Raw genomic sequence first — 25,974 nt, forward strand, 5'->3', positions numbered from 1 at the left:
TTGAATGCCGAACAACACAACAATAAAAAGATCCGAGGTGTTGCATGTCCCAGCTAGAAACGCAGACTCCTGCCGCGCCCGCCATGGTGCGGCTGCCCCTCTTGCAACTGATTCTGGTAGGCCTGCAACACGTCTTGCTGATGTACGGTGGCGCCGTCGCCGTGCCTTTGATCATCGGCCAGGCCGCAGGCTTGAGCCGTGAAGAAATCGCCTTCCTGATCAACGCCGACCTGCTGGTGGCGGGCATCGCAACCATGGTCCAGTCCTTCGGCATCGGCCCGGTAGGCATTCGTATGCCGGTGATGATGGGCGCCAGTTTCGCCGCTGTCGGCAGCATGGTGGCCATGGCCGGCATGCCCGGCATCGGTCTGCAGGGGATCTTCGGTGCGACCATCGCCGCCGGTTTTTTCGGCATGGTGATCGCGCCGTTCATGTCCAAGGTCGTGCGCTTCTTTCCACCGCTGGTGACCGGTACCGTGATCACCGCCATTGGTCTTTCGCTGTTTCCCGTCGCGGTCAATTGGGCCGGCGGTGGCGCAGCGGCGTCCACGTTTGGCTCACCGATTTACCTGGCGATTGCCGCGCTGGTGCTGGCCACCATCCTGCTGATCAACCGTTTCATGCGCGGCTTCTGGGTGAATATCTCGGTGCTGATCGGCATGGCCCTCGGCTACGGGCTGTGCGGGATGATCGGCATGGTCGACCTCAGCGGCCTGGCGCGCGCCCCGTGGGTGCAAGTGGTGACGCCACTGCATTTCGGCATGCCCAAGTTCGAGTTGGCGCCGATCCTGTCGATGTGCCTGGTGGTGGTGATCATCTTCGTCGAGTCCACCGGGATGTTCCTCGCCCTGGGCAAGATCACCGGCCAGGAAGTCACGCCGAAAATGCTCCGCCGTGGCCTGTTGTGTGACGCCGGCGCATCGTTTTTTGCCGGGTTCTTCAACACCTTCACCCACTCCTCGTTCGCGCAGAACATCGGCCTGGTGCAGATGACCGGCGTGCGCTGCCGTTCGGTGACGATCGTGGCCGGGGCGTTCCTGATTGTGCTGAGCCTGCTGCCCAAGGCCGCCTTTTTGGTAGCGTCGATTCCACCCGCAGTGCTGGGTGGCGCGGCGATTGCCATGTTCGGCATGGTGGCAGCCACCGGGATCAAGATCCTCCAGGAAGCCGACATTGCCGACCGTCGTAACCAGTTGCTGGTGGCGGTGAGTATCGGCATGGGATTGATCCCGGTGGTACGTCCCGAATTCTTTGCACAGCTGCCGCTATGGATGAGCCCGATCACTCACAGCGGCATCGCCATGGCCACGATCAGCGCGCTGTCGCTGAACCTGTTATTCAACATCCTGGGTGGCGCCGAACGCGCTGCCCCAAGCGCTCACGCACACCCACATTGATTCCTGCGTCACAACAAAAACAATAACGATCAGGGAACACACCATGTACGCCATTCACCCGGGGCCGGCCACGCGCCGTGCCCCATTCTCGCCCCGCGCGCTCTTTAACGGCGCACTTGAGCACAGGCCTGGGAGTCAGTATTCTCGGCGCCCGCTCAAATCGACTCAAAAAAAAACAGCGAATGTAAAAGCTGACTGCAAGGCCAACTTATCCCGGCCCCACGTCCGCAGCCAACGTGTGCAAAAACTCTCCGAATTCGACTGTGTTCATCACAGCCGACGGGGATTTTTTGGCTTTTTAAACACCTTGGCGCAGCTCTTGCTAAAAGCATCAAAGCTGACCGAACAGACGATTTTTGCGGCAAGCCAAAAGACGCCACACCAGAGCGTCCGCTTAGAAAAAAAACCAGAAACCTTTACCTCGGGAGCAACCGAATGAAACGTACCGTGAACAGCCTGATGCTGGCAGGATCCCTGCTGGCCGGGGGCCAGGCCATGGCCGGTGATCTGCTGCAGTGGCAGAACAACAGCCTGACTTATCTGTGGGGCAAGAACTTCACTGTTAACCCGCAGATCCAGCAAACCGTGACCTTCGAACACGCCGATGCGTGGAAGTACGGCGACAACTTCTTCTTCCTCGACCGCATCTTTTACAACGGCAAGGAAGACGGCAATGTCGGCCCGAGTACTTACTACGGTGAGTTCAGCCCACGCTTGTCGTTCGGCAAGATTTTCGACAAGGACTTGTCGTTCGGTCCGATCAAGGACGTGTTGCTGGCGTTCACTTACGAGTTCGGCGAAGGCGACAACGAGTCGTACTTGCTCGGCCCGGGCTTCGACCTGGCAATCCCTGGTTTCGACTACTTCCAGCTGAACTTCTACCAGCGCCAGACCGAAGGCAATCGCCCGGGTGACGGCGTATGGCAGATCACACCGGTGTGGTCGTACACGATCCCGGTGGGCAACTCCAATGTGCTGATCGACGGCTTCATGGACTGGGTGGTGGATAACGACAAGAACGCCCGCGGCACTTACCACGCCAACCTGCACTTCAACCCGCAGATCAAATATGACCTGGGCAAGGCGTTGCATTGGGGCGAGAAGCAGTTGTATGTCGGTATCGAATACGACTACTGGAAGAACAAGTACGGGATCCAGGACAGCGGCGCGTTCGAGACCAACCAGGACACTGCGAGCCTGTTGGTGAAGTACCACTTCTAACCAACACCGCGCCTCCCTGTGGGAGCTGGCTTGCCTGCGATAGCATCACTGCGGTGTAACTGAAACTGCGAGGTGCCTGCATCGCAGGCAAGCCAGCTCCCACACAAGCCCGCTCCCACATTCAGTCCGGTGTCAGGCCCAGGAACCGCTGCAACTCTTCGCGCTTGGCCAGCGCATCCCGCCTTCCCAGCTCGATCAATTCGCTGCAATACCCCGCCTCGAACAGCAGGTAGCTGAGCACACCCGCGCCACTGGTTTTGGTCGCCCCCGGCCCGCGCAGAAACAGGCGCAATGCCGCCGGCAATTCCTGGCGGTGACGTGCCGCGATTTCGTCGATTGGCTGACTGGGAGCGATCACCAATACTTCCACTGGCGCCAAACCTTGTATCGCCGCGTTGGCCGGCAACACGTGGCTGAACTGGTTCAGGCGCTCGAGCAATTCGATATCGCTTTCCAGGCTGTCGATGAACGTGCTGTTGAGCATGTGCCCGCCGATCTGCGCCAACGTCGGCTCCTGGCCGGTGAAGGTGCGCGCCGGGTTCGATGGATCGTTACCACGCGGGTTGCCACTGACCCCCACCACCAGCACGCGGCTGGCGCCCAGGTGCAACGCAGGACTGATCGGCGCCGACTGGCGCACCGCCCCGTCACCAAAATATTCCTGGCCGAGTTTGACCGGCGCAAACAGCAACGGAATCGCCGAGCTGGCCAGCAAATGTTCAACGGTCAATTGGGTGGGAATGCCGATGCGCCGATGCCGCAACCAGGCATCGATGGTGCCGCCGCCCTGATAGAAGGTCACGGCTTGCCCGGACTCGTATCCGAACGCGGTCACCGCCACAGCATGAAGGTGTTTCTCGCGGATCGACTGCTCGATGCCTTCCAGGTGCAGCTTGTCACGCAACAAATCCCGCAACGGCGAACTGTTGAGCAGCGCCACTGGCACCTGCGCCCCCATCCCCAGCAGGCTGTGGATAAGGAATCGACTGGCCTGGCTGATCACCCCGGGCCAGTCGCTGCGCAGCACCAGGTGGCTGCGAAAGCCCTGCCAGAAGGCGGTCAGGCGCTGGATGGCGGCGGTAAAGTCCATGGCGCCACTGGCCAGGCTCACCGCATTGATCGCCCCGGCCGAGGTGCCGACGATCACCGGAAACGGATTGGCCGCGCCCGGCGGCAACAGCTCGGCTATCGCCGCCAGTACCCCCACCTGATAGGCGGCCCGCGCCCCGCCGCCGGAAAGAATCAAGCCTGTGACCGGTTCAGCTGGGCGCATTGCATCACTCCATGGTGCTTGGGGACTTCAGATCAACGGCGGCGTTTTTCATACAGTTTAGGTTCACCTGGCGGCCGGCTCTTGAAGCGGCGGTGCGTCCACAGGTATTGCTCGGGGCATTCGCGCACGGAGGCTTCGACCCACTGGTTGATGCGCAGGCAATCGATCTCGTCGGTTTCACCGGGGAAGTCGGTCAGCGGCGGATGGATCACGAGGCGATAACCGCTGCCGTCGGCCAGGCGTTCCTGGGTGAACGGCACCACCAGAGCCTTGCCCAGGCGGGCGAACTTGCTGGTGGCGGTCACGGTGGCGGCCTGAATGCCGAACAATGGCACGAAGATACTTTGCTTGGCGCCGTAGTCCTGGTCCGGTGCGTACCAGATCGCACGACCGGCCCGCAGCAGCTTGAGCATGCCGCGCACGTCTTCGCGCTCTACGGCCAGGGAGTCGAGGTTGTGCCGCTCGCGGCCACGGCGCTGGACGAAATCGAACAAGGGGTTGCCGTGCTCGCGGTACATGCCGTCGATGGTGTGCTTCTGCCCGAGCAAGGCGGCACCGATTTCCAGGGTGGTGAAATGCAGGGCCATGAGGATCACGCCCTTGCCTTCCAGTTGCGCCTGCTTGAGGTGCTCCAGCCCTTCGACATGGGCCAGGCGCGCCAGGCGCGGCTTGGACCACCACCAGCTCATGGCCATCTCGAAGAACGCGATGCCGGTGGAGGCAAAGTTTTCCTTGAGCAAATGTTTACGCTCTTTAGCGGACTTTTCCGGGAAGCACAGTTCCAGGTTTCGTGCGGCGATACGTCGACGTTCACCGGCCACCCGGTACATTCCCGCCCCCAAGGCACGGCCAATCCCCAGTAAAGCCCGGTACGGCAACTGCACAATCAGCCACAGCAAACCGAGCCCCAGCCATAACAGCCAGAAGCGCGGATGAAAAAATACAGCTCGAAAACGCGGGCGATCCATTCAAGATTCCGGTAAAGACAACGGCCGCGCATTCTACAACGGTTCGACCCGGCTTGCGGCTAGCGGATGTTCTCGTTATAAGTCTCGACACTTTTCGTGACAAGCCGCTTTGCCGACCATGAGCCAAACCGAACCGCTAGACCAAGATCCCGTGTTCCAGTTGAAAGGCAGCATGCTCGCCATTACCGTGCTGGAACTGGCCCGCAACGACCTTGATGCCCTGGACCGCCAGCTCGCCGCCAAGGTCGCCCTGGCGCCGAACTTCTTCAACAATGCACCGCTGGTGCTGGCCCTGGACAAGCTCCCGGCCGGCCAGGGCGCGGTCGACCTGCCCGGGCTGATGCGCGTGTGCCGCCAGCATGGCCTGCGCACCCTGGCGATCCGTGCCAGCCGTATCGAAGACATCGCCGCGGCAATCGCCATTGAACTGCCAGTACTGCCGCCGTCGGGTGCCCGCGAGCGTCCGCTCGACCCGTTGGTCGGCGAAGAGAAGAAAAAACCGGAGAAACCGCCGGAGCCGACGATCAAGCCGACAAAGATCATCACCTCTCCCGTACGGGGCGGGCAGCAGATTTACGCCCAGGGTGGCGACCTTGTCGTCATCGCCCCGGTCAGCCCGGGGGCGGAACTTCTCGCCGATGGAAACATCCATGTATACGGCCCCATGCGTGGTCGTGCCCTGGCCGGCATAAAAGGTGACACCAAGGCCCGTATTTTTTGCCAGCAGTTGACCGCTGAGCTAGTGTCCATCGCAGGCCAGTACAAGGTTTCGGAAGATTTGCGCCGCGATCCGCTGTGGGGGGCCGGGGTACAAGTCAGCCTGTCGGGCGATGTGTTGAACATCGTTCGTCTTTAACGGATACTGCCGCATTTTCCAAGCATCTCTGGACTCTGATAGCACAGCGAAAACGGCAAAACTTGTGTAGGAATAATTTTAAGGTGGGGTTTGCCCAGGCAAACCGTGCTTTCTCCTACAAGAGCTGCCCGCCTGCAGCGAGTGACAAGAGATGTTTTTCAGGGACTAAAAAGTCCTTTTTCCTTAGGGGTGAAACACCTTGGCCAAGATTCTCGTGGTTACATCCGGCAAGGGTGGTGTGGGTAAGACCACCACCAGCGCCGCTATCGGTACCGGCCTCGCTCTGCGCGGCCACAAGACAGTTATCGTCGACTTCGACGTCGGCTTGCGTAACCTCGACCTGATCATGGGCTGTGAACGCCGCGTGGTGTACGACTTCGTCAACGTCGTCAATGGCGAAGCCAACCTGCAACAGGCACTGATCAAGGACAAGCGCCTTGAGAACCTGTATGTACTGGCCGCCAGCCAGACCCGCGACAAAGACGCGCTGACCAAGGAAGGCGTGGGCAAGGTCCTCGCCGAACTGAAGGAAACCTTCGAATACGTGGTGTGCGATTCCCCGGCGGGTATCGAGACCGGTGCTCACCTGGCGATGTACTTCGCCGACGAAGCCATCGTCGTGACCAACCCTGAAGTCTCCTCGGTACGTGACTCGGACCGCATGCTCGGCCTGCTGGCCAGCAAGTCCCAGCGCGCCGAGAAAGGTGAAGATCCGATCAAGGAACACCTGCTGCTGACCCGCTACAACCCTGAGCGCGTCAGCAATGGCGAAATGCTCGGCGTTGAAGACGTGAAGGAAATCCTCGCCGTGACCCTGCTGGGTGTGATCCCGGAATCCCAGGCCGTCCTGAAGGCATCCAACCAAGGTGTGCCGGTGATTCTTGACGACCAGAGCGACGCCGGCCAGGCGTACAGCGATGCGGTAGATCGCTTGCTGGGCAAGACCGTGGAACATCGCTTCCTCGATGTTAAGAAGAAGGGATTCTTCGAGCGTATCTTTGGAGGCAACTAAACAATGAAATTTCTCGACTTCTTTCGCGCCAACAAAAAGCCAAGTACCGCGTCGGTAGCGAAAGAGCGTCTACAGATCATCGTGGCGCACGAACGCGGCCAACGCAGCACCCCGGATTACCTGCCAGCCCTGCAGAAGGAACTGGTGGAAGTGATCCGCAAGTACGTCAACATCGGTAACGATGACGTGCATGTCGCCCTGGAAAATGACGGCAGCTGCTCGATTCTGGAACTCAATATCACCCTGCCTGATCGTTGATCGAAAAGGCGGTCGCCACGGCGGCTCGGTTACCTGGCTCCCCTCACGGGGCCGGGTGAGCGAGCCGCCGTTGGCGTTTGTTACGAGGCTGTTTTAATGCCGTTGTCCAATGTCCATATCCTTCATCAGGACGCTGCTGTCCTGGTGGTGAACAAGCCTACCCTGCTGCTCTCGGTGCCCGGTCGCGCCGACGACAACAAGGACTGCCTGATCACCCGCCTGCAGGAAAACGGCTACCCCGAAGCCCGCATCGTCCATCGCCTGGACTGGGAAACGTCCGGGATCATCCTGCTGGCCCGTGACGCGGATACCCACCGTGAACTGTCCCGCCAGTTTCATGACCGGGAAACCGAAAAGGCCTACACCGCACTGTGCTGGGGCCAACCGGAACTGGAGAGCGGCAGCATCGACTTGCCCTTGCGCTACGACCCACCGACCAAGCCACGGCACGTGGTGGACCACGAGTTCGGCAAGAACGCGCTGACCTTCTGGAAAGTCCTGGAGCGTTGCGGCGACTGGTGCCGGGTTGAGCTGACGCCGATCACCGGCCGCTCCCATCAACTGCGCGTGCATATGCTGTCCATCGGGCATCCGTTGCTGGGCGATGGCTTGTACGCCCACGAACAGGCCTTGGCTGCCTGGCCACGCCTGTGCCTGCACGCCAGCATGCTGGGCTTCACCCATCCCCAGAGCGGCGAGCGTCTGCGCTTCGAGTGCCCCGCGCCGTTTTAACCTGTAAACGCAATTAAAATGTGGGAGCGGGCTTGCTCGCGAATGCGGTGGATCAGTTAGCTCATTCGGCGACTGACACACCGCATTCGCGAGCAAGCCCGCTCCCACATTTGTTCTGTGCACTTATCCCGTCGGACGGTAAACTCGCGCCATTGCTGTCTGGAGCTACTTATGCGCGAAGAGTTGAACCAAGGCCTGATCGACTTCCTCAAGGCCTCCCCTACCCCGTTCCATGCCACCGCCGCCCTTGCACAGCGCCTGGAAGCGGCCGGTTTCCAGCGTCTTGACGAGCGCGAGACCTGGACCACCGAGGCTAACGGGCGCTATTACGTGACCCGCAACGACTCCTCGATCATCGCCTTCAAACTCGGCCGCCACTCGCCCCTGCAAGGCGGCATCCGCCTGGTCGGCGCCCACACCGACAGCCCGTGCCTGCGGGTCAAGCCACAGCCTGAACTGCAACGCCAGGGCTTCTGGCAACTGGGTGTGGAAGTGTACGGCGGCGCGCTGCTGGCGCCGTGGTTCGACCGCGACTTGTCCCTGGCCGGCCGCGTCACTTTCCGCCGCGACGGCAAGGTCGAAAGCCAGCTGATCGACTTCAAGCTGCCCATCGCGATCATCCCCAACCTGGCCATTCACCTGAACCGTGAAGCCAACCAGGGTTGGGCGATCAATGCCCAGACCGAACTGCCGCCGATCCTTGCGCAGTTCGCCGGTGACGAGCGCGTAGACTTCCGCGCAGTGCTGACCGAGCAACTGGCTCGTGAACACGGTTTGAACGCTGACGTGGTGCTCGACTATGAGCTGAGCTTCTACGACACCCAGAGCGCGGCCGTGATCGGCCTCAATGGCGACTTTATCGCCGGTGCCCGCCTCGACAACCTGCTGTCGTGCTACGCCGGCCTGCAAGCCCTGCTCACCGCCGAAACCGATGAAACCTGCGTGCTGGTCTGCAACGACCACGAAGAAGTCGGCTCGTGCTCCGCCTGCGGTGCCGACGGCCCGATGCTGGAGCAGACCCTGCGCCGCCTGCTGCCCGAGGGTGATGAATTCGTACGCACTATCCAGAAGTCGCTGCTGGTGTCTGCCGATAACGCCCACGGCGTGCACCCCAACTACGCCGAGAAGCACGACGCCAACCACGGCCCGAAACTCAATGCCGGCCCGGTGATCAAGGTCAACAGCAACCAGCGCTACGCCACCAACAGCGAAACCGCCGGGTTCTTCCGCCACCTGTGCATGGCCGAAGAAGTGCCGGTGCAAAGCTTTGTGGTTCGCAGCGACATGGGTTGCGGCTCGACCATCGGCCCGATCACCGCCAGCCACCTGGGCGTGCGCACCGTGGATATCGGCTTGCCGACGTTTGCCATGCACTCGATTCGCGAGCTGTGCGGCAGCCACGACCTGGCGCACCTGGTGAAGGTGTTGAGTGCGTTTTACGCGAGTCGCGACTTGCCGTAATTGCAGGATGAACACAAATCAAATGTGGGAGCGGGCTTGCTCGCGAATGCAGAGGGTCAGTCAATACATCTGGTGACTGATCCACCGCTTTCGCGAGCAAGCCCGCTCCCACATTTTGATCTTCATTGTTTGATAGATCGGGCTCAGTTCAACACTTCACTCAGCGGAATGAAGTTGACCCGGTCACCGATCTCCAGCGTCGTCCCCTCCAGCACTTCTACCAAACCTTCGGCCCACGCCGCGCTACGCAGCACACCCGAGCTCTGGTTGCGGTAGATGATCGCCTTGCCCTGCTCCAGCCGCCCGCGCAAATACTCGCGGCGATTCCCCGGCTTGGGCCAGACAAACCCCACGGGCACTTCAATGCGCAGCGGCTGCACGTCTTCCACGCCCTGGCGGCGCAACAGGTAAGGCCGCGCCAGCAAGGCAAAGGTCACCAGCGTCGACGCAGGATTGCCCGGCAAACCGATCACCGGTACACCACGGAAATGCCCGAACGTCAGCGGCTTGCCCGGCTTGATCGCCAGCTTCCACAGCGCCAGCTCCCCTTCTTCCCGCAGCGCAATCCCGAGAAAATCCGCCTCACCCACCGACACACCGCCGGTGGACAGAATCAGGTCTACCGAGCCCAATGCGCCCAGGCGTTCGCGGGTTTGTTCCAGGTCATCCGGCAGGATCCCGGCGTCCACCACTTCGCAGCCCAGGCGCTCCAGCCAGCTGCACAGCACTCGGCGATTGCTGTTGTAGATCTGCCCGGGCCCCAGCGGCAGGCCCGGCTCGATCAACTCGTCGCCGGTGGACAGCACAGCCACGCGGGCGCGTCGTACCACCTCCAGCCGATCACGACCCAGTGAAGCCGCCAGGCCCAACTCGATCGGGCCCAGGCGTGTACCTGCTGGCAACACCCACTCGCCCACCGTGGTTTCCTGGCCTTGGGGACGGATGTTTTGATCCACCTGCAACGCTTCGGTGAAGCTCACCCGCTGATCGGCATGGACCACGGCGTTTTCCTGCATCTCGACGCAGTCCGCGCCCTCCGGTACCGGGGCTCCGGTGAAGATCCGCGCGCAGGTACCGGCAGCCAAGGGCTCGGGTGCCGTGCCCGCAAAAATGCGCTGGCTGACTACCAGTGGCTCACCGGTCCAGTCCGCCAGGCGCAGGGCGTATCCGTCCATGGCGCTGTTGGGCCAGGGCGGCAAGTCCAGCGTGGAGATCAACGCCTGGGCCAGCACCCGACCATCACACTCGGCCAGCGGCAACGTTTCCGGCTCGCGAATCGGCGCTGCCTCGGCCATCGCCAGCAATTGTTCGAGGGCGTCTTCCACCGGCATCAACGCGCCGGTCTTGCCCGGCTTACCCACGGGATTCACAGGGCTCGGCCTGTTTCAAATGCGGGACGAAGTTGCACGGGCGGTGACGGTTATCCAGTTGCTCGGCGAGAATCCCGTCCCAACCGGTGCGCACCGCGTTGGTGGAGCCCGGCAGGCAGCACACCAGTGTGCCGTTGGCCAGGCCGGCCAGGGCACGGGATTGCACGGTGGAGGTGCCGATATCGGCCACGGAGATTTGCCGGAACAGTTCGCCGAAACCATCCACCTGTTTATCCAGCAGGCAGCTCACCGCTTCCGGGGTGCTGTCGCGGCCGGTGAAGCCGGTGCCGCCGGTGATCAACACCACCTGCACCACGTCTTCGGCAATCCAGTGCGCCACTTGCGCACGGATTTTGTACAGATCATCTTTAAGCAAAACTCGCTCGGCCAGCAGGTGACCGGCGGCGGTCAGGCGGTCGACGAAGACCTGGCCCGAGGTGTCGGTTTCCAGGGTGCGGGTGTCGCTGACCGTCAATACAGCGATATTCAGGGGTACAAAGGGCGCATCAGCCTTGGCTTTCATGGCTCGGTCCGGTTGTCGAAGGAACAGCCCGATGTTATATCACAGCCCCCCATTTCACTGCCCGCAGGAGCCGTCATGCCAAGCCATTCTTCCCCACTGCCCTGCTCGATCCTTTTGCTGGCCGGCGGTCGTGGCCAGCGCATGGGCGGCCTCGACAAGGGCCTGCTGGACTGGCACGGGCAGCCGCTGATCGCGCACCTGCATCGCCTGGTGCGGCCGTTGACCGACGACCTGATCATCTCCTGCAATCGCAACCAGGCGCAGTACGCGGCCTATGCCGACCGATTGGTCGGCGATGACAGCCCCGACTTTCCAGGGCCACTGGCCGGCATTCGCGCAGGACTGGCGGTGGCGCAGCATGGGCATCTGCTGGTATTGCCGTGCGATGTGCCGCAGATCGATGCACGATTGCTCGCCGACCTGCGCAGCACGGCGCAGCAAAACCCGTTGCTGCCGGTGATGGTGCGCCACGGCGATTTCTGGGAACCGCTGCTCTGCGTGATCCCCACTTCGCTGCGCGAGCCCTTCGAGCGGGCCTGGGCAGCCGGCGAGCGCAGCCCGCGCCAGATCATGCAGGCGCTGGGGGCCAAGGCCCTGGATTGCCCCGCCGACGATCCGCGCCTGGCCAACCTCAATACACCGGAGTTGTTGCACCGCCCGCCCAGCGTGTCAGAATGAGCGTCGAACAAGGAACTTTGCCGACGTTGCACACGTCACAAGGTCAGTACTCAACAAAGCATTCTCTCGGAGACAAACTCATGACTCAACGGACCATCGCCGCTCTCATGCTTGCACTGGGCCTCGCTACCCTTGCCGGTTGCGCCTCGCCGACAGTGATCACCCTGAATGACGGTCGCGAAATCCAGGCCGTCGACACTCCTAAATTCGACAAGTCCACCGGCTTCTACGAATTCGAACAGCTGGATGGCAAGCGCACCCAGATCAACAAGGATCAGGTTCGCACCGTTAAAGACCTGTAAGTCTTAACGCCAGATACGAAAAGCCCGCGTAATGCGGGCTTTTTCGTTCCTGGGGTTTACCAGGCCAGGCTGATCGCGCTGCGAAAGTCGCGCTCAAGGCCGGTGACCGGGTCGATGAAACGCACCCCCTGGGCCAGCAGCTTGAGCGGGTTGGCGTAGTCGTCCTCGGCATCCTTGATGACGTCGGGGTAGAACGGATCGTTGCAGATACTCGCGCCCAGGGCCGTCATGTGCACCCGCAACTGATGCTTCTTGCCGGTCACCGGAAACAGGCCATAGCGCCACAGGTCGCCATTCTTTTCCCGCACCTCGACCGCCGTCTCTGTGTTGCTCGCCCCCTCGCCTTCCTGCATGCGAAAGAACGGCTCGCCATCCACCAGCCGGCTTTTGTGCACCAGCGGAAAGACCAGCTCAGGTAATGCCGGGGCAATGGCTTCGTAGAACTTGTCGATCTTGCGCGTGGGAAACAGCTGTTGATACGCCGAGCGCGTCTGGGGATTGGCCGAAAACAACACCAGCCCTGCGGTATGCCGATCAATGCGATGCAGTGGCACCAGCGCCGGGTTGTCGAGGCGACGGATCAGGCGTCGCAACAGGGTTTGCTCGACGTATTCACCGGCAGGCGTGACCGGCAGGAAGTGCGGCTTGTCGGCCACCACCAGGTGTTCATCGGCGTAGAGGATGGTCTCCTGCACCGGGATCACTTTCTCGTTCGGCACTTCGCGAAAGTAGTAGATGCACAGGCCTTCGCGGTAGGCGAGGTCCTGGTTGATGGGGGCGCCATTGATGTCCAGCACCCTGCCTCGGGCGATGCGGTCCAGCCATTGCTCACGGCTGATGGCCTGGAAGTGCTCACACAGGCAATCCAGCACGGTGGCCCAGGCGCCTGGCGGCAGGTACAAGGTGCTGGCTTGGTGCTGGGCAGCGGAAAAAACGGACATGGCAGGCTCAAGACGTGGACATACAGGCGCGCATTATCCCGCATGCAGCCGGATCAGGCCCAGCACAGATTCAGGCCTTGGCCAATTCCGCGCGTAACACCGGTGACGCACTGGCCGCCTCGGTGAATTCCTTGAGCCAGCGCAGCACATCCACCGCTTCCCAGCGGCCCGGGTCGTAAAGCGCATACAGCAAGCCCTGATAACCCACCACATCCAGCTGCTTGTGATAACCCGCGCGCTGGAACAGCGCCTCGATCTCGGCAAAGCAGGTGTTGAAATGCACTTTGTTAAACGGCGTCTTGCCTTCCGTGACCAGGCCATCGAGGCGCAGCTCGTTCACCGCGTCACGCACGACGTCGGCGGACATGCGATTGACGCTGCTTTTCAGTTGTTCAACATTCACCACGGGCGTTCCCTCTCATTCAATCGCTGTACAAACATACAGTAACCGAATAATCGGGAACTCGCCATCGCCGAGTGCTAGCTAAGAAAGTTCACTACCTGCGCTTCGTCGAACGGCCACTCCAGCTCCGCGCCCGTGTCCACCCGGCGCAGCACCGGAATCCGCAGGCCGTAGGCCTCGAACAAGGCTTCGGAATCGGCGATATCCACCAACTCCACCAGCAGGCCGTGTTCGACCAACGGCATGATTTCGGCTTCGGCAAACTCACACAGATGGCAGCCCAGGGTGCCGAACAACTGACATTCAGGAAGCATGGCAAAGGGTCCGAGAAGAATCAGGTGCCTATTCTAACAGCGTCGGGACACTGCAAAAGCCTGACCCAGATCAGCATGGCGTATAACTGATTCAGCGACTCTCGCGACTTTTTTCCCGTAATACCTGCAATGGAGCTGCATGTGTTTGCCAACCTGCTGATTATCCTGGCCTCCTCCCTCGTGGTGATTGCGTTGTTTCGTCGCCTGCAACTGCCGCCGGTGCTGGGCTATCTGTGTGTTGGCCTGGCCGTGGGCCCCACCGCCCTCGACTGGGTCAATGACAGCGAAGAGTTGCCAGACCTTGCCGAACTGGGTGTGGTGTTCCTGCTGTTTTCCCTGGGCCTGGAGTTTTCTCTCAGCAAAATGCTCAGCCTGCGCCGGGTGGTGTTTGGCTTGGGCAGCCTGCAGGTACTGTGCTGCGGGTTGCTGCTGAGCGGTTTGCTGGCACTGTTCGGCCTGTCGCCGACGACCGCGCTGTTGCTCGGTGCTGGACTGGCACTGTCGTCCACCGCCATCGTCAGCAAGGAGCTGACCAGCCTCGGCGAAATCTTCAGCAGCCATGGCCAGAATGCGATTGGGGTATTGCTGTTCCAGGATGTAGTGGCCGTATTGCTGCTGACCCTCGTGCCAGTGTTCGCCGGTAACAGCGAGCAAGCCTGGTACTGGGCATTGCCACTGACCCTGGGCAAAACCGTGGTGCTGTTCCTCGGCCTGCTGCTGGCCAGCCGCTGGTTGCTGCCGCGTTTGTTCCGTGAGGTGGCGGCGTCCCATTCGGCCGAATTGTTCGTGCTGCTGGCACTGGTGATCGTACTGCTCACCGCCTGGCTGACCCACTTGCTGGGCCTGTCCCCGGCACTCGGTGCGTTTCTCGCCGGCATGCTGCTGGGGGAAAGCCATTACCGCCATCAGATAGAAGCCGATATCCGGCCGTTTCGCGACATCCTGCTGGGACTGTTTTTTGTCAGCATCGGCATGCTGATCGACCTGCAACTGTTCGTCAGTCATAGCCTGTTGATTCTCGGCCTGACCCTCACGCTGATGTTGATCAAAGGCTGTATGGTCACGCTATTGGTGCAACTGCGCGGCAGCGACGGTGAAACCGCCTGGCGCAGCGGCCTGGCGCTGGCCCAGGGTGGCGAGTTCTGTTTCGCCTTGATGGCGCAAATGCAGCAAAGCCGCCTGCTGCCCGCCGACATCAGCGGCCTGCTGCTGGCTGCCACCTTCTGCTCGATGCTATTGACTCCGCTGTTGCTCAGGGCTGCACCCGCGATTGCCCTGCGCCTGCACCGCAAGCCCAACCAGCAAGTACAGCTTGAAGAGATTACGGCCCTGAATGCCGAGCTGCGCGACCACGCTGTGATCTGCGGCTACGGCCGGGTTGGCCAGTCCATCGGGCGCTTCCTGCACCGTGAACAACAGGCGTTCATTGCCCTTGATGACGACCCGGAGCGAGTCCAGGAAGCGTCTACCGAAGACAGCGCCGTGCATTACGGCGACTGCCGCCGTGGCGCCCTGCTCAGTGCGGTCGGCCTGGAACGTGCGCGCCTGGTGGTGATCGCGGTGGATAACAGCGACGTCGCCCTGACCGTGCTCAACGAAGCGCGGCGGATCAACCTGACCGTGCCGATCCTGGTACGCACCCGCGACGACAGTCAGCTGGCCGAACTGAAAGCCGCCGGCGCCACTGAAGTGGTGCCCGAGTTGCTGGAGTCGAGCCTGATGCTCGCCTCCCATGCGTTGATCCTGCTGGGGTTGTCGCAGCAGCAGGTGCAAGGCCGTGTCGATGAAGTGCGCCAGAGCCGGTACCGGCTGTTACATGGCTGCAACCAGAACGAAGGGGACGCGCCCCTCAATCCTGACTGACCGCGCCAATCTTGTGGATCGACAAATCCGCGCCGTAATACTCCTCTTCCTGGCTCAAGCGCAGCCCGTAAACGCGCTTGATCACCCCATACACCAGGAAGCCACCGGCCAGAGCCACCACCACACCCAGTGCGGTGCCGATCAACTGGCTGATCAGACTGACGCCGCCCAGGCCGCCCAGGGCGGTCTGGCCGAAGATCCCGCAGGCAATCCCGCCCCACACGCCGCACAGCCCGTGCAACGGCCATACACCCAGCACATCGTCGATCTTCCAGCGATCCTGGGCGGCAATGAAGAACCAGACGAACAAGCCGCCCGCCACCACGCCGGTCACCAACGCGCCCACCGGGTGCATAAGGTCGGAACCGGCACAGATCGCCACCAACCCGGCCAATGGACCGTTGTGCAAGAAGCCTGGGTCGTTACGGCCGATCACCAATGCCGCTACCGTGCCACCGACCATCGCCATCAACGAATTGACCGCCACCAGCCCGCTGACCCCGGACAGGGTTTGCGCACTCATGACGTTGAAGCCGAACCAGCCGACGATCAAGATCCACGAGCCCAACGCGAGGAATGGAATGCTCGACGGCGCGAACGCCACCAGGCGCCCTTCCCGATAACGCCCCTGCCTTGGCCCCAGCAACAGCACCGCCGCCAGCGCCAGCCAGCCGCCCATGGCGTGCACCACGACGCTGCCGGCAAAGTCATGGAAGCTGGCGCCGAAGGTGGCCAGCAACCAGGCTTGCAGGCCGTAGTTGCCGTTCCACACCATGCCTTCGAAAAACGGGTAGATGAAGGCTACGATCAACGCAGTGGCACACAGTTGCGGAACAAAACGTGCACGCTCGGCGATTCCCCCGGAAATGATCGCCGGGATCGCCGCCGCGAAGGTCAGCAGGAAGAAGAACTTCACCAGGCCGTAGCCGTGGTCGGCGCTGATCACCGCCGCCGGCTGCATGAAGGTCACGCCGTAGGAGATCCAATAGCCTATAAAGAAATAGGCCAGTGTGGAAATCGCGAAGTCGCTGAGGATCTTCGACAGGGCATTGACCTGGTTCTTCTGGCGCACCGTGCCGACTTCCAGGAAGGCAAAGCCGGCGTGCATGGCCAGGACCATGACCGCACCAATCAGAATGAACAGCGTGTTGGAACTGTGGACGAGGGTGTCCACCGCGCTTTGCAAATTTTCCATGGAGGATGGCAGGCCTGCACATGCAGGAAAAAGCACCAAAGCAGTTCATGACCTTCATGATGCGCACTAAATTGGCACCAGCGGTCCGACCCTCGTTTGAGGCCGTGAACCGCTTTGGCGCAGCGATCATTGAAAAAGGCAGAATCCGACAGGGTTTTTCCGCGAGTTTTAGTTATTTAGGGTAAGGTTTTTCAGGGTTTGAGCCCCAACCGCCCGGATTCAGCGCAAGGCCCCGGGCCCGCGCACCAAGGCAAAGCAAAAGCTGTACCAGACAATTGCAGTGAACCTTCACCGACACCGGTGACTCGAAACCAGAAGTAAACAGACCAGCCACTCACGGAGATAACCATGGCCAGAAAAACGGCAAAGACTGCTCAAGAAATACTGATGGCGGATTTTCAAACCCTGGTCAGCGATACCGAGAAGCTGCTGGACGACACGGCGATCCTCGCCGGTGACCAGGCTGACGAGCTGCGCAGCAAGATTCACGAAAGCCTGCTCAAGGCCCGTGAAACCCTGCAACTGACCGAAGACTCCCTGCGCGAACGCGGCCAGGCGGCGGTCACGGCCACTGAAGACTATGTGCAGGCCAACCCCTGGCAGTCCGTCGGCATTGCGGCCGGCGTGGGCTTTTTGATCGGCCTGCTGGCTACAAGGCGCTAATCATGTCTATCGGCGAATCCGGCTCGTCCACGGGCCCAAGTTCTACTTCCCGGCGCCTGGGCGCGGCTGTCCTGGGTTTGCTGCACAGCCATGTCGAGCTGTTCGGCATCGAGTTGCAGGAGCAGAAAGCCCGCACCGTCAGCCTGTTGCTGTTCGCCGGCCTGGCGCTGGTGTTTGCCTTGCTGTTGCTGGTGGGTTTGTCGGCGCTGGTGATGATCCTGGTGTGGGATACCTACCGCCTGACCGGGATTATCAGCCTGTGTGTGTTCTACATACTGGCCGCAGCATTCTGCGGGTTGCGCCTGAAGGCGGCGGTGTTCGATGAGTCCACGCCGTTCCACGCCACCCTCGAAGAACTGGCCAACGACCGGGAGCGCCTGCTGCCATGAGCATGACTGAATTGCCGCAAAACACTTCCCGGCGGGAGATGCGCAAGGCGTTGATCCGCCTGCGCATGGAAATGCACCGCCAGGAAATCCGTCACGAGTCCCAGCAACTGATGCTGCCGCTGCAAAAGGTCCGCAACATGGGCCAGAGCTGGCAGGACGGTTTTGGCATCAAGCACGCGCCGCTGTGGGGCGTGGGCGTGGTGACGCTGCTGGGGTTTCTCACCGGCAAAGGCGCCAAGGGTGGCGGAATCGGCACCATGACCCGCCTGGTGCGGCTGGGTGCCGGCCTGATCCCGCTGATCAAACTGGCCATGCAAGGTGCTTCGCGCAAAAGTTGAGCGTGCTGGCTGCATTCTTGCAAACAGATCAGGCCCGGCCCTCTCCATTGAGGGCCGGGCCTTTTTTATTTCCGGTCTTTTAAGGAGGCCCCGTGATCGACGGGCAACCGCTCGCCTGCTTCCAGCCATTCATCGACACCGCCACCGGCCGCATCGCCGGCGTAGAAGCCCTGGGCCGCCTACGCCAGGCGAATGGCCAACTGCGCTCGGTGGGTCCGCTGTTCGCCGACCCGCGCACGCCCTCGGTGGCCTTGCGCCGCCTGGACCGGCAGATCCGTGACAATGCCCTGAGCCGCCTGCATGAAGCCCCGCAAGAGTGGTTCCTCAGCCTGAATATCTCGCCACGCTGGATCACCCGCCTGCGCCCGGGCCAGGCGCTGCCGAGCCTGAAGCAATTGCAACTGCATAACGTCGACCCGCGCCGCATCGTGTTCGAGATCACTGAACTGGGCGGCGATATCCTGCGCCTGGCCGAAGTCGTCGAGCGCTACCGCGAGGCCGGCGCGCGGATTGCCATTGATGACTTCGGCGCCGGCTATTCGCAGCTGGACCGGGTGCTGGCCTTGCAGCCGGACATTCTCAAGCTGGACATGCGCCTGTTCCAGGCCGCGGCACGCGGTGGCCCGAGCGGTGAGGTGGTACGGGCACTGGCGCAAATGGCGGAAAAAACCGGCTGCTGGATCATCGCCGAAGGGGTGGAAACCGAGGCCCAGCTGAATTTTGCCCTGGAATGTGGTTCGCGTTATGTCCAGGGCTACCTGTTCGCCCAGGCCCAACTGGACTGGTTCGACACCGACGCATTCGTGCCGCGCTTCGCCCAGTTGCGCACCGGCTATGTCCAACAGAAGCTCGCCGAACGTGGCCGGATCATGCAACTGCGCCAGCAACTGGCGGAGCTGATGCAGATCCTGCAAACCTGGGCCCACACCCGCGCACCGCTGAGCCATCTGCCGCAATTGCCGGGGTTTCCCTGGCTGCTGCGTTTTTACCAGTGCGACCGGCATGGCACGCAACTGACGCCCAACTTCGAATGGCACCAGGGCGCCTGGCAAGCCGACAGCCGCTACCTGGGCCACAACTGGTCATGGCGTCCGTATTTTTATCATTTGCTGGCCGAAGGTTGGGAGGAGCGGCGGCTGACCCTGTCCTCAACCTATCGCGATGCCACGACCAACCAGTACTGCCTGACTGCCGGACAATTCTTTGATAATGGTCAGCGCCTGCTGTTAATCGATATCGACGCCGCCGGCCTGTAGTTTTTCGCTTGCGAAGGCCTGGCTGAACCGGGAAGCTGGGAGCCGTCATTCACCGCACGGAGAGTACCCGCCTTGGATTGGCCCACCCTGCTTACCCGCGAACGCCTTGGAAAACCCCTGCACAGCCCGGAAGAACTGGGGCGCAGTCCGTTTCACAAAGACCATGACCGCATCATCTTTTCCGGTGCGTTTCGCCGCCTGGGCCGCAAGACGCAAGTGCACCCGGTGACCAGCAACGATCACATCCACACCCGGCTGACCCACTCCCTGGAAGTCAGTTGCGTGGGACGATCCCTGGGCATGCGCGTGGGCGAGACCATCCGCAGTGCCCTGCCCGACTGGTGCGACCCAAGCGACCTGGGCATGGTGGTGCAGTCGGCCTGCCTGGCCCATGACATCGGCAACCCACCCTTCGGCCATTCCGGCGAGGACGCGATCCGGCACTGGTTCCAGCAAGCTTCAGGCCGTGGCTGGCTGGATGACATGAGCAGCGCCGAACGCAATGACTTCCTCAATTTCGAAGGCAATGCCCAGGGCTTCCGGGTACTCACGCAACTGGAATACCACCAGTTTGATGGTGGCACCCGCCTGACCTACGCCACCTTGGGCACCTACCTGAAATACCCCTGGACCGCCCGCCACGCCGACTCCCTGGGCTACAAGAAACACAAGTTCGGCTGCTACCAGAGCGAACTGCCGATCCTGGAGCAGATCGCCCAGAAGCTCGGCTTGCCGCAGTTGGAAGAACAACGCTGGGCCCGGCACCCGCTGGTGTACCTGATGGAGGCGGCCGACGATATCTGCTACGCGTTGATCGACCTCGAAGACGGCCTGGAAATGGAGCTGCTGGAATACGCCGAGGTCGAGTCACTGCTGCTGGACCTGGTGGGCGACGACTTGCCGCAAACCTATCGGCAACTCGGCCCGCTGGATTCCCGGCGACGCAAACTAGCGATCCTGCGAGGCAAGGCCATCGAACACCTGACCAACGCCGCGGCCCGGGCGTTCGTCGAACAACAGGACGCGCTGCTGGCCGGCACCCTGCCGGGGGACCTGGTGGAACATATGCACGGCCCGGCCAAGCGCTGCGTGCTGGATGCCAAGGACATGGCCCGCAAGAAGATCTTCCAGGACAAGCGCAAGACCCTGCATGAGATCGGCGCCTACACCACCCTGGAAATCCTCTTGAATGCCTTCTGCGGCGCGGCCCTGGAACAACATGGCGGTCGCACCCCGTCGTTCAAGAACCGACGCATCCTCGACCTGTTGGGCAATAGCGCCCCGGACCCTTCCTGGTCATTGCACGCGTCCTTCCTGCGCATGATCGACTTTATCGCCGGCATGACTGACAGCTACGCCAGCGAGATGGCCCGCGAGATGACCGGCCGCTCCAGCCCGCAATAAATCGAGCCCTGGCTGATGGCCAGGGCGGCTTTTCAAAGAATCGCCCTACGCACGGAACAGAGCGGCCTGATCGAAGTTCTTCCCCGCCGCGATGAATAATCGCGCGCCCTGACCGCAGTCTTTCGACCTGCTCCTGCGCCCGATAGCTGGCGGGCCCATTAACTTCTTACTACACGCCCTGGTGGAGCGTCTTCAGGGCTATTGTCCATTCCATGGAAAAAACCATGCTCGAACAACTTCGCATCCTGTTGGTGGAGGATCACCCCTTTCAATTGCTGGCTACCCAATGCCTGCTACGAAACTATGGCTACCACGACCTGGCACTGGCCGAGAATGCAGAACAGGCAATGCGGCTGATGACACAAACCGACGTGCCATTCGATATTCTGCTCTGTGATCAATGTTTGCCCGACTTGCCCGGGCTGGAGTTGATTGAAATTGCCAACCGCAGAGGCTTTATAAGGTCCGCGATATTGCTCAGCGGCCTGCCCGTCAATGAACTGGAACACCTGATGGCCCAGGCATCACGACGCAACTTTCCATTACTTGGCTATTTGTCGAAGCCGTTAAGCCACCTTGAGCTGAATGAACTCATACGCCAATCACGCCTTACTCGCTCAACAGAAAAGTAGGAAGTTAAACACCCGGGCAATCCGAAAACGCCTCTTTATAACGCTGCCCTCTCACGACCAGTCACTTTTAAATTCCACCCACGCAAAACTCTTACACCCAAACAACAAACACCTCACAGAGCGTAATCCCTTGCTTTTTTTGATGTAGGATTATTCTTGTTTTACGTTTGTTCCACATCAAGTTCATCCTCCTTCATTGCCATGTGAGCTAATGTGCCGACTTTATTTGCGCCTGTATGGAATTTGATCATGAACTCAGTTTTTATTATTGACGACCACCCCGTCATCCGACTTGCCATTCGGATGTTGTTAGAACACGAAGGCTATAAAGTAGTGGGAGAAGCCGATAACGGTTGTGATGCGATACAAATGGTCAAGGAGTGTCAGCCTGACCTGATTATCCTTGATATCGGCATTCCGAAACTCGATGGCCTGGAAGTGCTGTGCCGGTTCAACGCAATGAGTACGCCGACCAAGACGTTGATACTCACTGCCCAGACCCCCAAGCTCTTTGCTACCCGGTGCATGCGCTCCGGTGCCGATGGCTATGTGTGTAAGGAAGGTGACTTGAGCGAACTGCTCAGTGCCATCAGGGCGGTCTTGTCAGGTTACAACTACTTCCCGAGCCAGGCCCTTAACGGCAGCACTAACGAAACGGATAACAATGAAGAGCTTGAACTTTTCAAAGTCGTCAACGATCGTGAACTCATGGTATTACAACTTTTTGCCCAAGGCCGGACAAACAAGGAAATCGCCAAGGGCATGTTTCTCAGCAACAAAACCGTCAGCACTTACAAAAAAAGGCTCATGCAAAAACTGAAAGCCAAATCCTTGGTAGAACTTATCGAGATGGCAAAACGTAACGCGCTAGTGTGAGAAATCGGATGCCCAGGCGATTAAAGGACTATCTAATCATATTGAGTATCGGGGTGTGCCTCAGCACTTCCGTGCCTGCCGAACAAACTGTTCCCGAGCAATATGCCCTGCTGGGGCGTGCCGGTGCCGTTCAACTGGACACCCCCCTGAACAAGACACAGCGCCAGTGGTTGCAGAACAAACGGGAACTGATACTGGGCACCTCTGCACCCGACTATCCGCCCTTCGACATCACCTCCAGCGGGCGTGATTATGAAGGGCTGACTGCCGATTACGCCGGGCTGCTGGCCAGGACACTGGCGATACCAATCACCGTGTTGCGCTACTCCTCCCGTGAAGCCGCGATCCAGGCGCTGGCAAACGGCGAAATCGATTTTCTGGGGTCTGCCAACGGTTTTGAAGCGGCGAATCCCGACATCGTCCTGTCACTGCCCTACGCAGTGGATCAGCCGGTACTGGTGACCCGTGAAGGTGAGCACCGCGACCTTGGCGACGGCCTGGCCGGCCTGCGCCTGAGTCTTGTCTACCATTACCTGCCCATGGACGAAGTGCAGGCGCTGTACCCCAAGGCGACCATCCACGCCTACCCGTCCTATCAAAACGCCTTGAATGCCGTGGCATTCGACCAGGCTGACGTATTCCTGGGCGACACCATTTCCACTCACTACATGATCAACAAGGGCTACCTGAAAAATATCCGCATGGCCAACTTCGGCAAGCACGAGGCCCACGGGTTCAGCTTCGCCTTGCGCAAGGATCAACCCATTCTCCTGAGTATCATCGACTCAGTGCTCGATGGCGTATCAACCTATGAACGTGACAGCATCGCCAAGCGCTGGAGTGCGGGCAGCGACATTCTGCTGACCGACCGCAAGCTGCAACTGAGCCTGCGCGAAGAGCGCTGGCTCAAGGACAACCCCGTGGTGAAGGTGGTGGTCAATGAAACCCTCGCCCCCCTGACGTTCTTTGATACCGACGGCAACTTCCGAGGCATCACCGCCGACCTGCTGGAGCTGATCCGCCTGCGAACCGGCCTGCGCTTCGAGATTCAACACGTGCGTGACGTCGCCAACATGATGGAACTGGTGCAGACCGGCGCAGCCGACATCATCGGCGCAATTACCCCCAGTACCGGGCGCGAGTCCCAGTTGAACTTCAGCCGCCCCTACCTGGAAAACTCCTACGTATTATTGACCCGTAAAGAGCCGGGCGCGCCCACAAGCCTTCAAGAACTGGCCGGCAAGCGCCTGGCGATTACCCAGGGCAATCAGCTGGAAAAATTCCTGCAGCAGGCGTTTGCCCAGATAAACCTGGTGGAAACCGGGGATACCTTCAAGGCATCGGAATTGCTGGCACAGGGGCAAGTCGACGGCGCAGTGAACCCTTTGGTGATCGCCAACTACCTGCTTTCTTCTCCGGCATTCCAGGACAAACTGCAGATCAGTTCCAGCATCGGCACGTTGCCTGCGACGTTTGCCCTGGCGACGTCCCGACACGCCACGGAGCTGAGTTCGATCCTGGACAAGGCACTGCTGAGTATCGCCCCGGATGAGATGGCGGCGATCAACAGCCGCTGGCGCGGCTACAACGCAGCGTCCGATGGCTACTGGCGCAATTACCATCGCCTGATTGCCCAGATCATCATCGGCACCGGGCTGCTGCTGTTGATTTCCCTGGCCTGGAACGGCTACCTGCAGCGCCAGATCAAGCACCGAAAACTGGCCGAGCGCGCCCTTAACGACCAGTTCGAGTTCATGCGGGCGCTGGTCAATGAAACGCCCCATCCGATCTACGTACGCGACCACAACGGCTATCTGCAGACCTGCAACGACAGCTACCTGCAGACGTTCGACATCAAGCGTGAAGACGTCATCGGCAAAAGCATCACGCAGATGAGCATGGCCCTTGAGACGGAGGCGGCGCAGTACCATGCCGACTACCAGCGGGTAGTGGCCGAGGGTAAACCGTTGATCCTTGATCGCACCCTGCACGTGCACGGGAAAAAACTCACGATCTACCACTGGATCCTCCCCTACCGCGACTCCGTGGGCGAGGTCCAGGGCATCATTGGCGGCTGGATCGATATCAGCGAACGGCGCCAGCTGTTCGACGAACTGCGCGCCGCCAAGGAACGCGCCGACGAGGCCAATCGCGCGAAAAGCACGTTCCTGGCCACCATGAGCCACGAAATCCGCACGCCGATGAACGCCGTCATTGGCATGCTGGAATTGACACTCAAGCGCGCGGACCAGGGTCATCTTGATCGCCCTGCGATCGAGGTCGCCTACAACTCGGCCAAGGACCTGCTGGAGTTGATCGGCGACATTCTGGACATTGCACGCATCGAGTCCGGTCGATTGAGCCTGGCCCCGGAGCGGGTCAACCTGCGCGAAGTCATCGAATCGGTGGTCCGCGTGTTCGATGGCTTGGCGCGCCAGAAAAACCTGAGCCTGGTGCTGGAGTTCACCCCCGATGTCGAGGATACCGACGTACTGATCGACCCTCTGCGGTTCAAGCAGGTGCTCTCGAACCTGGTGAGCAATGCGATCAAGTTCACTGAACGCGGGCAGGTGAAGATCAAGGTGCAACTGAAGGCGACCGGGCAACCTCAACAGATCGAGATGAAACTGGTGGTGGAGGACACCGGCATCGGGATCAATCGCGAAGACCAGCTACGCCTGTTCGAGCCGTTTGCCCAGGCCGACAACTCCGGGCACCTGGCCAGGAGCGGCGCCGGCCTGGGCCTGGTGATCTGTCGCAGCCTGTGCGCCATGATGGGCGGGCAATTGAGCCTGAGCAGCGTGCCCATGGTAGGCACCCAGGTCCACGTCAGCCTGAAGATGACCAGCCTGCCGCCGGTCAAGGCCGTAGACAAGCTCGAACCGGCCGCGGCCTTGCCGGCGCCGGTGCTTAACGTGCTGGTGGTGGATGACCATCCGGCCAACCGCTTGCTGATGTGCCAGCAACTGGGTTTCCTGGGGCATCAGTTCACCGCGGCCCATCATGGTGCTGCGGGGTTCCAGGCCTGGCGCGAGGAACACTTCGACCTGGTCATTGCCGACTGCAATATGCCGATCATGAATGGCTACGAGTTGAGTCACTCCATTCGCGAGTATGAGGAGCGCGAGCAGAAAACCCCGTGCGTGATACTCGGCTTCACCGCCAACGCGCAGCCCGAGGAGAAACAACGCTGCTTCGACGCCGGCATGAATGACTGCCTGTTCAAACCCATCAGTCTTACTGCGCTGGAGCAGCAGCTGGCGCAGGTCGATCCGCTGCCCACCCGCAACGTGTTTACCCTGCAAAGCCTGGACGCGATGACGGGCGGTGACCCACAGTTGAGCCGGCGTTTGCTTGAGGAGTTGCTCAGCAGCAGTCGGAATGATCGGGTCGAGCTGATGGCCATGCTGGAACGGCAAGCCGCGCCCGGCGACCTGATCGACCAGGCCCACAAGATCAAGGGCGCCGCCCGGATCATCCAGGCCGATACCTTGTCCGGACAATGCGAAGCGTTGGAGCAGGCGTGTGGCGAACGCGAGACACCACACGTTATCGAGGCGGGCATCAAGGCAATAGAGAAATCCATGCTTGAGCTGGAAAGGATGCTGCAGATGCAACTGGACGTGCTGGACTGTCGATAGCCTGCAGG

General features: G+C 60.8%; 27 protein-coding genes. 19 read left to right on the forward strand and 8 right to left on the reverse strand.

The genetic code is table 11. From position 1 onward, the window contains the following. Positions 1-44 precede the first annotated feature (44 nt). The 3 genes from HX811_RS20585 to HX811_RS20595 are packed head-to-tail and all read left to right on the forward strand — an operon-like array spanning position 45 to position 2,618. Positions 45-1,397 (forward strand): nucleobase:cation symporter-2 family protein, encoded by a 1,353-nt coding sequence (locus tag HX811_RS20585; RefSeq protein ID WP_087694784.1) that lies wholly within the window; start codon positions 45-47, stop codon positions 1,395-1,397. Between the two features lie 43 nt (positions 1,398-1,440). Next, on the forward strand, positions 1,441-1,836 hold the full coding sequence (locus HX811_RS20590) for a hypothetical protein (protein WP_134326009.1): 396 nt from the start codon (positions 1,441-1,443) through the stop codon (positions 1,834-1,836). Further along, on the forward strand, positions 1,833-2,618 hold the full coding sequence (locus HX811_RS20595; protein WP_003209104.1) for an outer membrane protein OmpK: 786 nt from the start codon (positions 1,833-1,835) through the stop codon (positions 2,616-2,618). Before HX811_RS20590 ends, HX811_RS20595 begins: the two co-directional genes overlap by 4 nt. Before the next feature lie 121 nt (positions 2,619-2,739). On the opposite strand, the gene HX811_RS20600 is transcribed toward HX811_RS20595, so the two are convergent. Then, positions 2,740-3,891 carry a patatin-like phospholipase family protein gene (locus HX811_RS20600; RefSeq protein ID WP_177047120.1) on the reverse strand — a complete coding sequence of 384 codons (1,152 nt, stop codon included), beginning with the start codon at positions 3,889-3,891 and terminating at the stop codon, positions 2,740-2,742. A 32-nt stretch (positions 3,892-3,923) separates the two neighbouring features. After that, positions 3,924-4,859, reverse strand: a complete 936-nt coding sequence (locus HX811_RS20605) for a lipid A biosynthesis lauroyl acyltransferase (protein WP_003209101.1) — start codon at positions 4,857-4,859, stop codon at positions 3,924-3,926. 118 nt (positions 4,860-4,977) lie between these two features. Between HX811_RS20605 and minC the strand changes: the two genes are divergently transcribed. From minC to HX811_RS20630, 5 genes are all read left to right on the forward strand, one after another. Continuing rightward, the gene (gene minC, locus HX811_RS20610) at positions 4,978-5,715 is read left to right on the forward strand and encodes a septum site-determining protein MinC (RefSeq protein ID WP_003209099.1); all 738 of its coding nucleotides are present in this window, start codon (positions 4,978-4,980) and stop codon (positions 5,713-5,715) included. Positions 5,716-5,914: 199 nt separating this feature from the next. Further along, a complete protein-coding gene (minD, locus tag HX811_RS20615; RefSeq protein WP_003209098.1) occupies positions 5,915-6,727 on the forward strand; it encodes a septum site-determining protein MinD in 813 nt (270 codons plus the stop codon). A gap of 3 nt (positions 6,728-6,730) precedes the next feature. Then, positions 6,731-6,985 (forward strand): cell division topological specificity factor MinE, encoded by a 255-nt coding sequence (minE, locus tag HX811_RS20620; RefSeq protein ID WP_003175252.1) that lies wholly within the window; start codon positions 6,731-6,733, stop codon positions 6,983-6,985. A gap of 96 nt (positions 6,986-7,081) precedes the next feature. Further along, positions 7,082-7,717 carry an RluA family pseudouridine synthase gene (locus tag HX811_RS20625; protein ID WP_177047121.1) on the forward strand — a complete coding sequence of 212 codons (636 nt, stop codon included), beginning with the start codon at positions 7,082-7,084 and terminating at the stop codon, positions 7,715-7,717. A gap of 171 nt (positions 7,718-7,888) precedes the next feature. Then, the gene (locus HX811_RS20630; protein ID WP_003209095.1) at positions 7,889-9,178 is read left to right on the forward strand and encodes a M18 family aminopeptidase; all 1,290 of its coding nucleotides are present in this window, start codon (positions 7,889-7,891) and stop codon (positions 9,176-9,178) included. Between the two features lie 143 nt (positions 9,179-9,321). On the opposite strand, the gene glp is transcribed toward HX811_RS20630, so the two are convergent. Together glp and moaB are read right to left on the reverse strand one after the other, a co-directional pair. Further along, entirely contained in the window at positions 9,322-10,548 is a 1,227-nt protein-coding gene (gene glp / locus HX811_RS20635) for a gephyrin-like molybdotransferase Glp (protein ID WP_177047123.1), read from the reverse strand. Next, the gene (moaB, locus tag HX811_RS20640; protein ID WP_003209092.1) at positions 10,532-11,071 is read right to left on the reverse strand and encodes a molybdenum cofactor biosynthesis protein B; all 540 of its coding nucleotides are present in this window, start codon (positions 11,069-11,071) and stop codon (positions 10,532-10,534) included. Before moaB ends, glp begins: the two co-directional genes overlap by 17 nt. A 75-nt stretch (positions 11,072-11,146) precedes the next feature. Between moaB and mobA the strand changes: the two genes are divergently transcribed. After that, positions 11,147-11,749: a molybdenum cofactor guanylyltransferase MobA gene (gene mobA, locus HX811_RS20645; RefSeq protein ID WP_003209091.1), complete on the forward strand. Its 603-nt coding sequence runs from the start codon at positions 11,147-11,149 to the stop codon at positions 11,747-11,749. Positions 11,750-11,829: 80 nt separating this feature from the next. Continuing rightward, positions 11,830-12,051, forward strand: coding sequence for a YgdI/YgdR family lipoprotein (locus tag HX811_RS20650; protein WP_003209090.1), 222 nt, complete (start codon positions 11,830-11,832; stop codon positions 12,049-12,051). 56 nt (positions 12,052-12,107) lie between these two features. On the opposite strand, the gene HX811_RS20655 is transcribed toward HX811_RS20650, so the two are convergent. From HX811_RS20655 to HX811_RS20665, 3 genes are all read right to left on the reverse strand, one after another. Beyond that, positions 12,108-12,992 (reverse strand): pseudouridine synthase, encoded by an 885-nt coding sequence (locus HX811_RS20655; protein WP_177047125.1) that lies wholly within the window; start codon positions 12,990-12,992, stop codon positions 12,108-12,110. A 70-nt stretch (positions 12,993-13,062) separates the two neighbouring features. Then, positions 13,063-13,398: a hypothetical protein gene (locus tag HX811_RS20660; protein WP_003209087.1), complete on the reverse strand. Its 336-nt coding sequence runs from the start codon at positions 13,396-13,398 to the stop codon at positions 13,063-13,065. A 74-nt stretch (positions 13,399-13,472) separates the two neighbouring features. Further along, the gene (locus HX811_RS20665) at positions 13,473-13,709 is read right to left on the reverse strand and encodes a glutaredoxin family protein (RefSeq protein WP_177022164.1); all 237 of its coding nucleotides are present in this window, start codon (positions 13,707-13,709) and stop codon (positions 13,473-13,475) included. A 141-nt stretch (positions 13,710-13,850) separates the two neighbouring features. Here HX811_RS20665 and HX811_RS20670 point away from each other — a divergent pair, with 141 nt between their 5' ends. After that, the gene (locus HX811_RS20670) at positions 13,851-15,572 is read left to right on the forward strand and encodes a monovalent cation:proton antiporter-2 (CPA2) family protein (protein WP_177047127.1); all 1,722 of its coding nucleotides are present in this window, start codon (positions 13,851-13,853) and stop codon (positions 15,570-15,572) included. Here the strand turns inward: HX811_RS20670 and HX811_RS20675 are convergent. Continuing rightward, on the reverse strand, positions 15,559-16,767 hold the full coding sequence (locus HX811_RS20675) for an ammonium transporter (RefSeq protein WP_177047129.1): 1,209 nt from the start codon (positions 16,765-16,767) through the stop codon (positions 15,559-15,561). The genes HX811_RS20670 and HX811_RS20675 overlap by 14 nt on opposite strands. Positions 16,768-17,115: 348 nt before the next feature. On the opposite strand from HX811_RS20675, the gene HX811_RS20680 reads away from it, so the two are divergent. The 8 genes from HX811_RS20680 (at position 17,116) to HX811_RS20715 (ending at position 25,966) form a co-directional block, all read left to right on the forward strand. After that, on the forward strand, positions 17,116-17,430 hold the full coding sequence (locus HX811_RS20680; protein WP_003209080.1) for a YqjD family protein: 315 nt from the start codon (positions 17,116-17,118) through the stop codon (positions 17,428-17,430). Positions 17,431-17,432: 2 nt separating this feature from the next. Beyond that, complete coding sequence (locus tag HX811_RS20685) at positions 17,433-17,819, forward strand: phage holin family protein (RefSeq protein ID WP_003209078.1); 387 nt, start codon at positions 17,433-17,435, stop codon at positions 17,817-17,819. Continuing rightward, positions 17,816-18,157: a hypothetical protein gene (locus HX811_RS20690; protein WP_008432159.1), complete on the forward strand. Its 342-nt coding sequence runs from the start codon at positions 17,816-17,818 to the stop codon at positions 18,155-18,157. The genes HX811_RS20685 and HX811_RS20690 overlap by 4 nt, the downstream gene beginning before the upstream one ends. A 92-nt stretch (positions 18,158-18,249) precedes the next feature. Continuing rightward, on the forward strand, positions 18,250-19,413 hold the full coding sequence (locus tag HX811_RS20695) for an EAL domain-containing protein (RefSeq protein WP_177047131.1): 1,164 nt from the start codon (positions 18,250-18,252) through the stop codon (positions 19,411-19,413). Positions 19,414-19,485: 72 nt separating this feature from the next. Beyond that, positions 19,486-20,817 carry a deoxyguanosinetriphosphate triphosphohydrolase gene (locus tag HX811_RS20700; RefSeq protein WP_003209075.1) on the forward strand — a complete coding sequence of 444 codons (1,332 nt, stop codon included), beginning with the start codon at positions 19,486-19,488 and terminating at the stop codon, positions 20,815-20,817. Positions 20,818-21,041: 224 nt separating this feature from the next. After that, complete coding sequence (locus tag HX811_RS20705; RefSeq protein ID WP_003209073.1) at positions 21,042-21,449, forward strand: response regulator; 408 nt, start codon at positions 21,042-21,044, stop codon at positions 21,447-21,449. A 249-nt stretch (positions 21,450-21,698) separates the two neighbouring features. Next, positions 21,699-22,325 carry a response regulator transcription factor gene (locus HX811_RS20710; RefSeq protein ID WP_003209072.1) on the forward strand — a complete coding sequence of 209 codons (627 nt, stop codon included), beginning with the start codon at positions 21,699-21,701 and terminating at the stop codon, positions 22,323-22,325. 8 nt (positions 22,326-22,333) lie between these two features. Beyond that, positions 22,334-25,966 (forward strand): transporter substrate-binding domain-containing protein, encoded by a 3,633-nt coding sequence (locus tag HX811_RS20715; protein ID WP_177047133.1) that lies wholly within the window; start codon positions 22,334-22,336, stop codon positions 25,964-25,966. Positions 25,967-25,974 lie beyond the last annotated feature (8 nt).

Origin of the sequence: Pseudomonas sp. F8002, assembly GCF_013385495.1 — a bacterium.
Classification (GTDB): Bacteria; Pseudomonadota; Gammaproteobacteria; order Pseudomonadales; family Pseudomonadaceae; genus Aquipseudomonas.

Coding starts and splice junctions, on each gene's coding strand:
- minE (WP_003175252.1), top strand. CDS start 6,731: ATGAAATTTCTCGACTTCTTTCGCGCCAACAAAAAGCCAAGTACCGCG.
- HX811_RS20715 (WP_177047133.1), top strand. CDS start 22,334: ATGCCCAGGCGATTAAAGGACTATCTAATCATATTGAGTATCGGGGTG.
- HX811_RS20650 (WP_003209090.1), top strand. CDS start 11,830: ATGACTCAACGGACCATCGCCGCTCTCATGCTTGCACTGGGCCTCGCT.
- moaB (WP_003209092.1), bottom strand. CDS start 11,071: ATGAAAGCCAAGGCTGATGCGCCCTTTGTACCCCTGAATATCGCTGTA.
- HX811_RS20675 (WP_177047129.1), bottom strand. CDS start 16,767: ATGGAAAATTTGCAAAGCGCGGTGGACACCCTCGTCCACAGTTCCAAC.
- HX811_RS20655 (WP_177047125.1), bottom strand. CDS start 12,992: ATGTCCGTTTTTTCCGCTGCCCAGCACCAAGCCAGCACCTTGTACCTG.
- HX811_RS20690 (WP_008432159.1), top strand. CDS start 17,816: ATGAGCATGACTGAATTGCCGCAAAACACTTCCCGGCGGGAGATGCGC.
- HX811_RS20665 (WP_177022164.1), bottom strand. CDS start 13,709: ATGCTTCCTGAATGTCAGTTGTTCGGCACCCTGGGCTGCCATCTGTGT.
- HX811_RS20710 (WP_003209072.1), top strand. CDS start 21,699: ATGAACTCAGTTTTTATTATTGACGACCACCCCGTCATCCGACTTGCC.
- HX811_RS20685 (WP_003209078.1), top strand. CDS start 17,433: ATGTCTATCGGCGAATCCGGCTCGTCCACGGGCCCAAGTTCTACTTCC.
- HX811_RS20605 (WP_003209101.1), bottom strand. CDS start 4,859: ATGGATCGCCCGCGTTTTCGAGCTGTATTTTTTCATCCGCGCTTCTGG.
- HX811_RS20680 (WP_003209080.1), top strand. CDS start 17,116: ATGGCCAGAAAAACGGCAAAGACTGCTCAAGAAATACTGATGGCGGAT.
- HX811_RS20595 (WP_003209104.1), top strand. CDS start 1,833: ATGAAACGTACCGTGAACAGCCTGATGCTGGCAGGATCCCTGCTGGCC.
- HX811_RS20600 (WP_177047120.1), bottom strand. CDS start 3,891: ATGCGCCCAGCTGAACCGGTCACAGGCTTGATTCTTTCCGGCGGCGGG.
- HX811_RS20630 (WP_003209095.1), top strand. CDS start 7,889: ATGCGCGAAGAGTTGAACCAAGGCCTGATCGACTTCCTCAAGGCCTCC.
- mobA (WP_003209091.1), top strand. CDS start 11,147: ATGCCAAGCCATTCTTCCCCACTGCCCTGCTCGATCCTTTTGCTGGCC.
- HX811_RS20585 (WP_087694784.1), top strand. CDS start 45: ATGTCCCAGCTAGAAACGCAGACTCCTGCCGCGCCCGCCATGGTGCGG.
- HX811_RS20590 (WP_134326009.1), top strand. CDS start 1,441: ATGTACGCCATTCACCCGGGGCCGGCCACGCGCCGTGCCCCATTCTCG.
- minC (WP_003209099.1), top strand. CDS start 4,978: ATGAGCCAAACCGAACCGCTAGACCAAGATCCCGTGTTCCAGTTGAAA.
- HX811_RS20625 (WP_177047121.1), top strand. CDS start 7,082: ATGCCGTTGTCCAATGTCCATATCCTTCATCAGGACGCTGCTGTCCTG.
- HX811_RS20705 (WP_003209073.1), top strand. CDS start 21,042: ATGCTCGAACAACTTCGCATCCTGTTGGTGGAGGATCACCCCTTTCAA.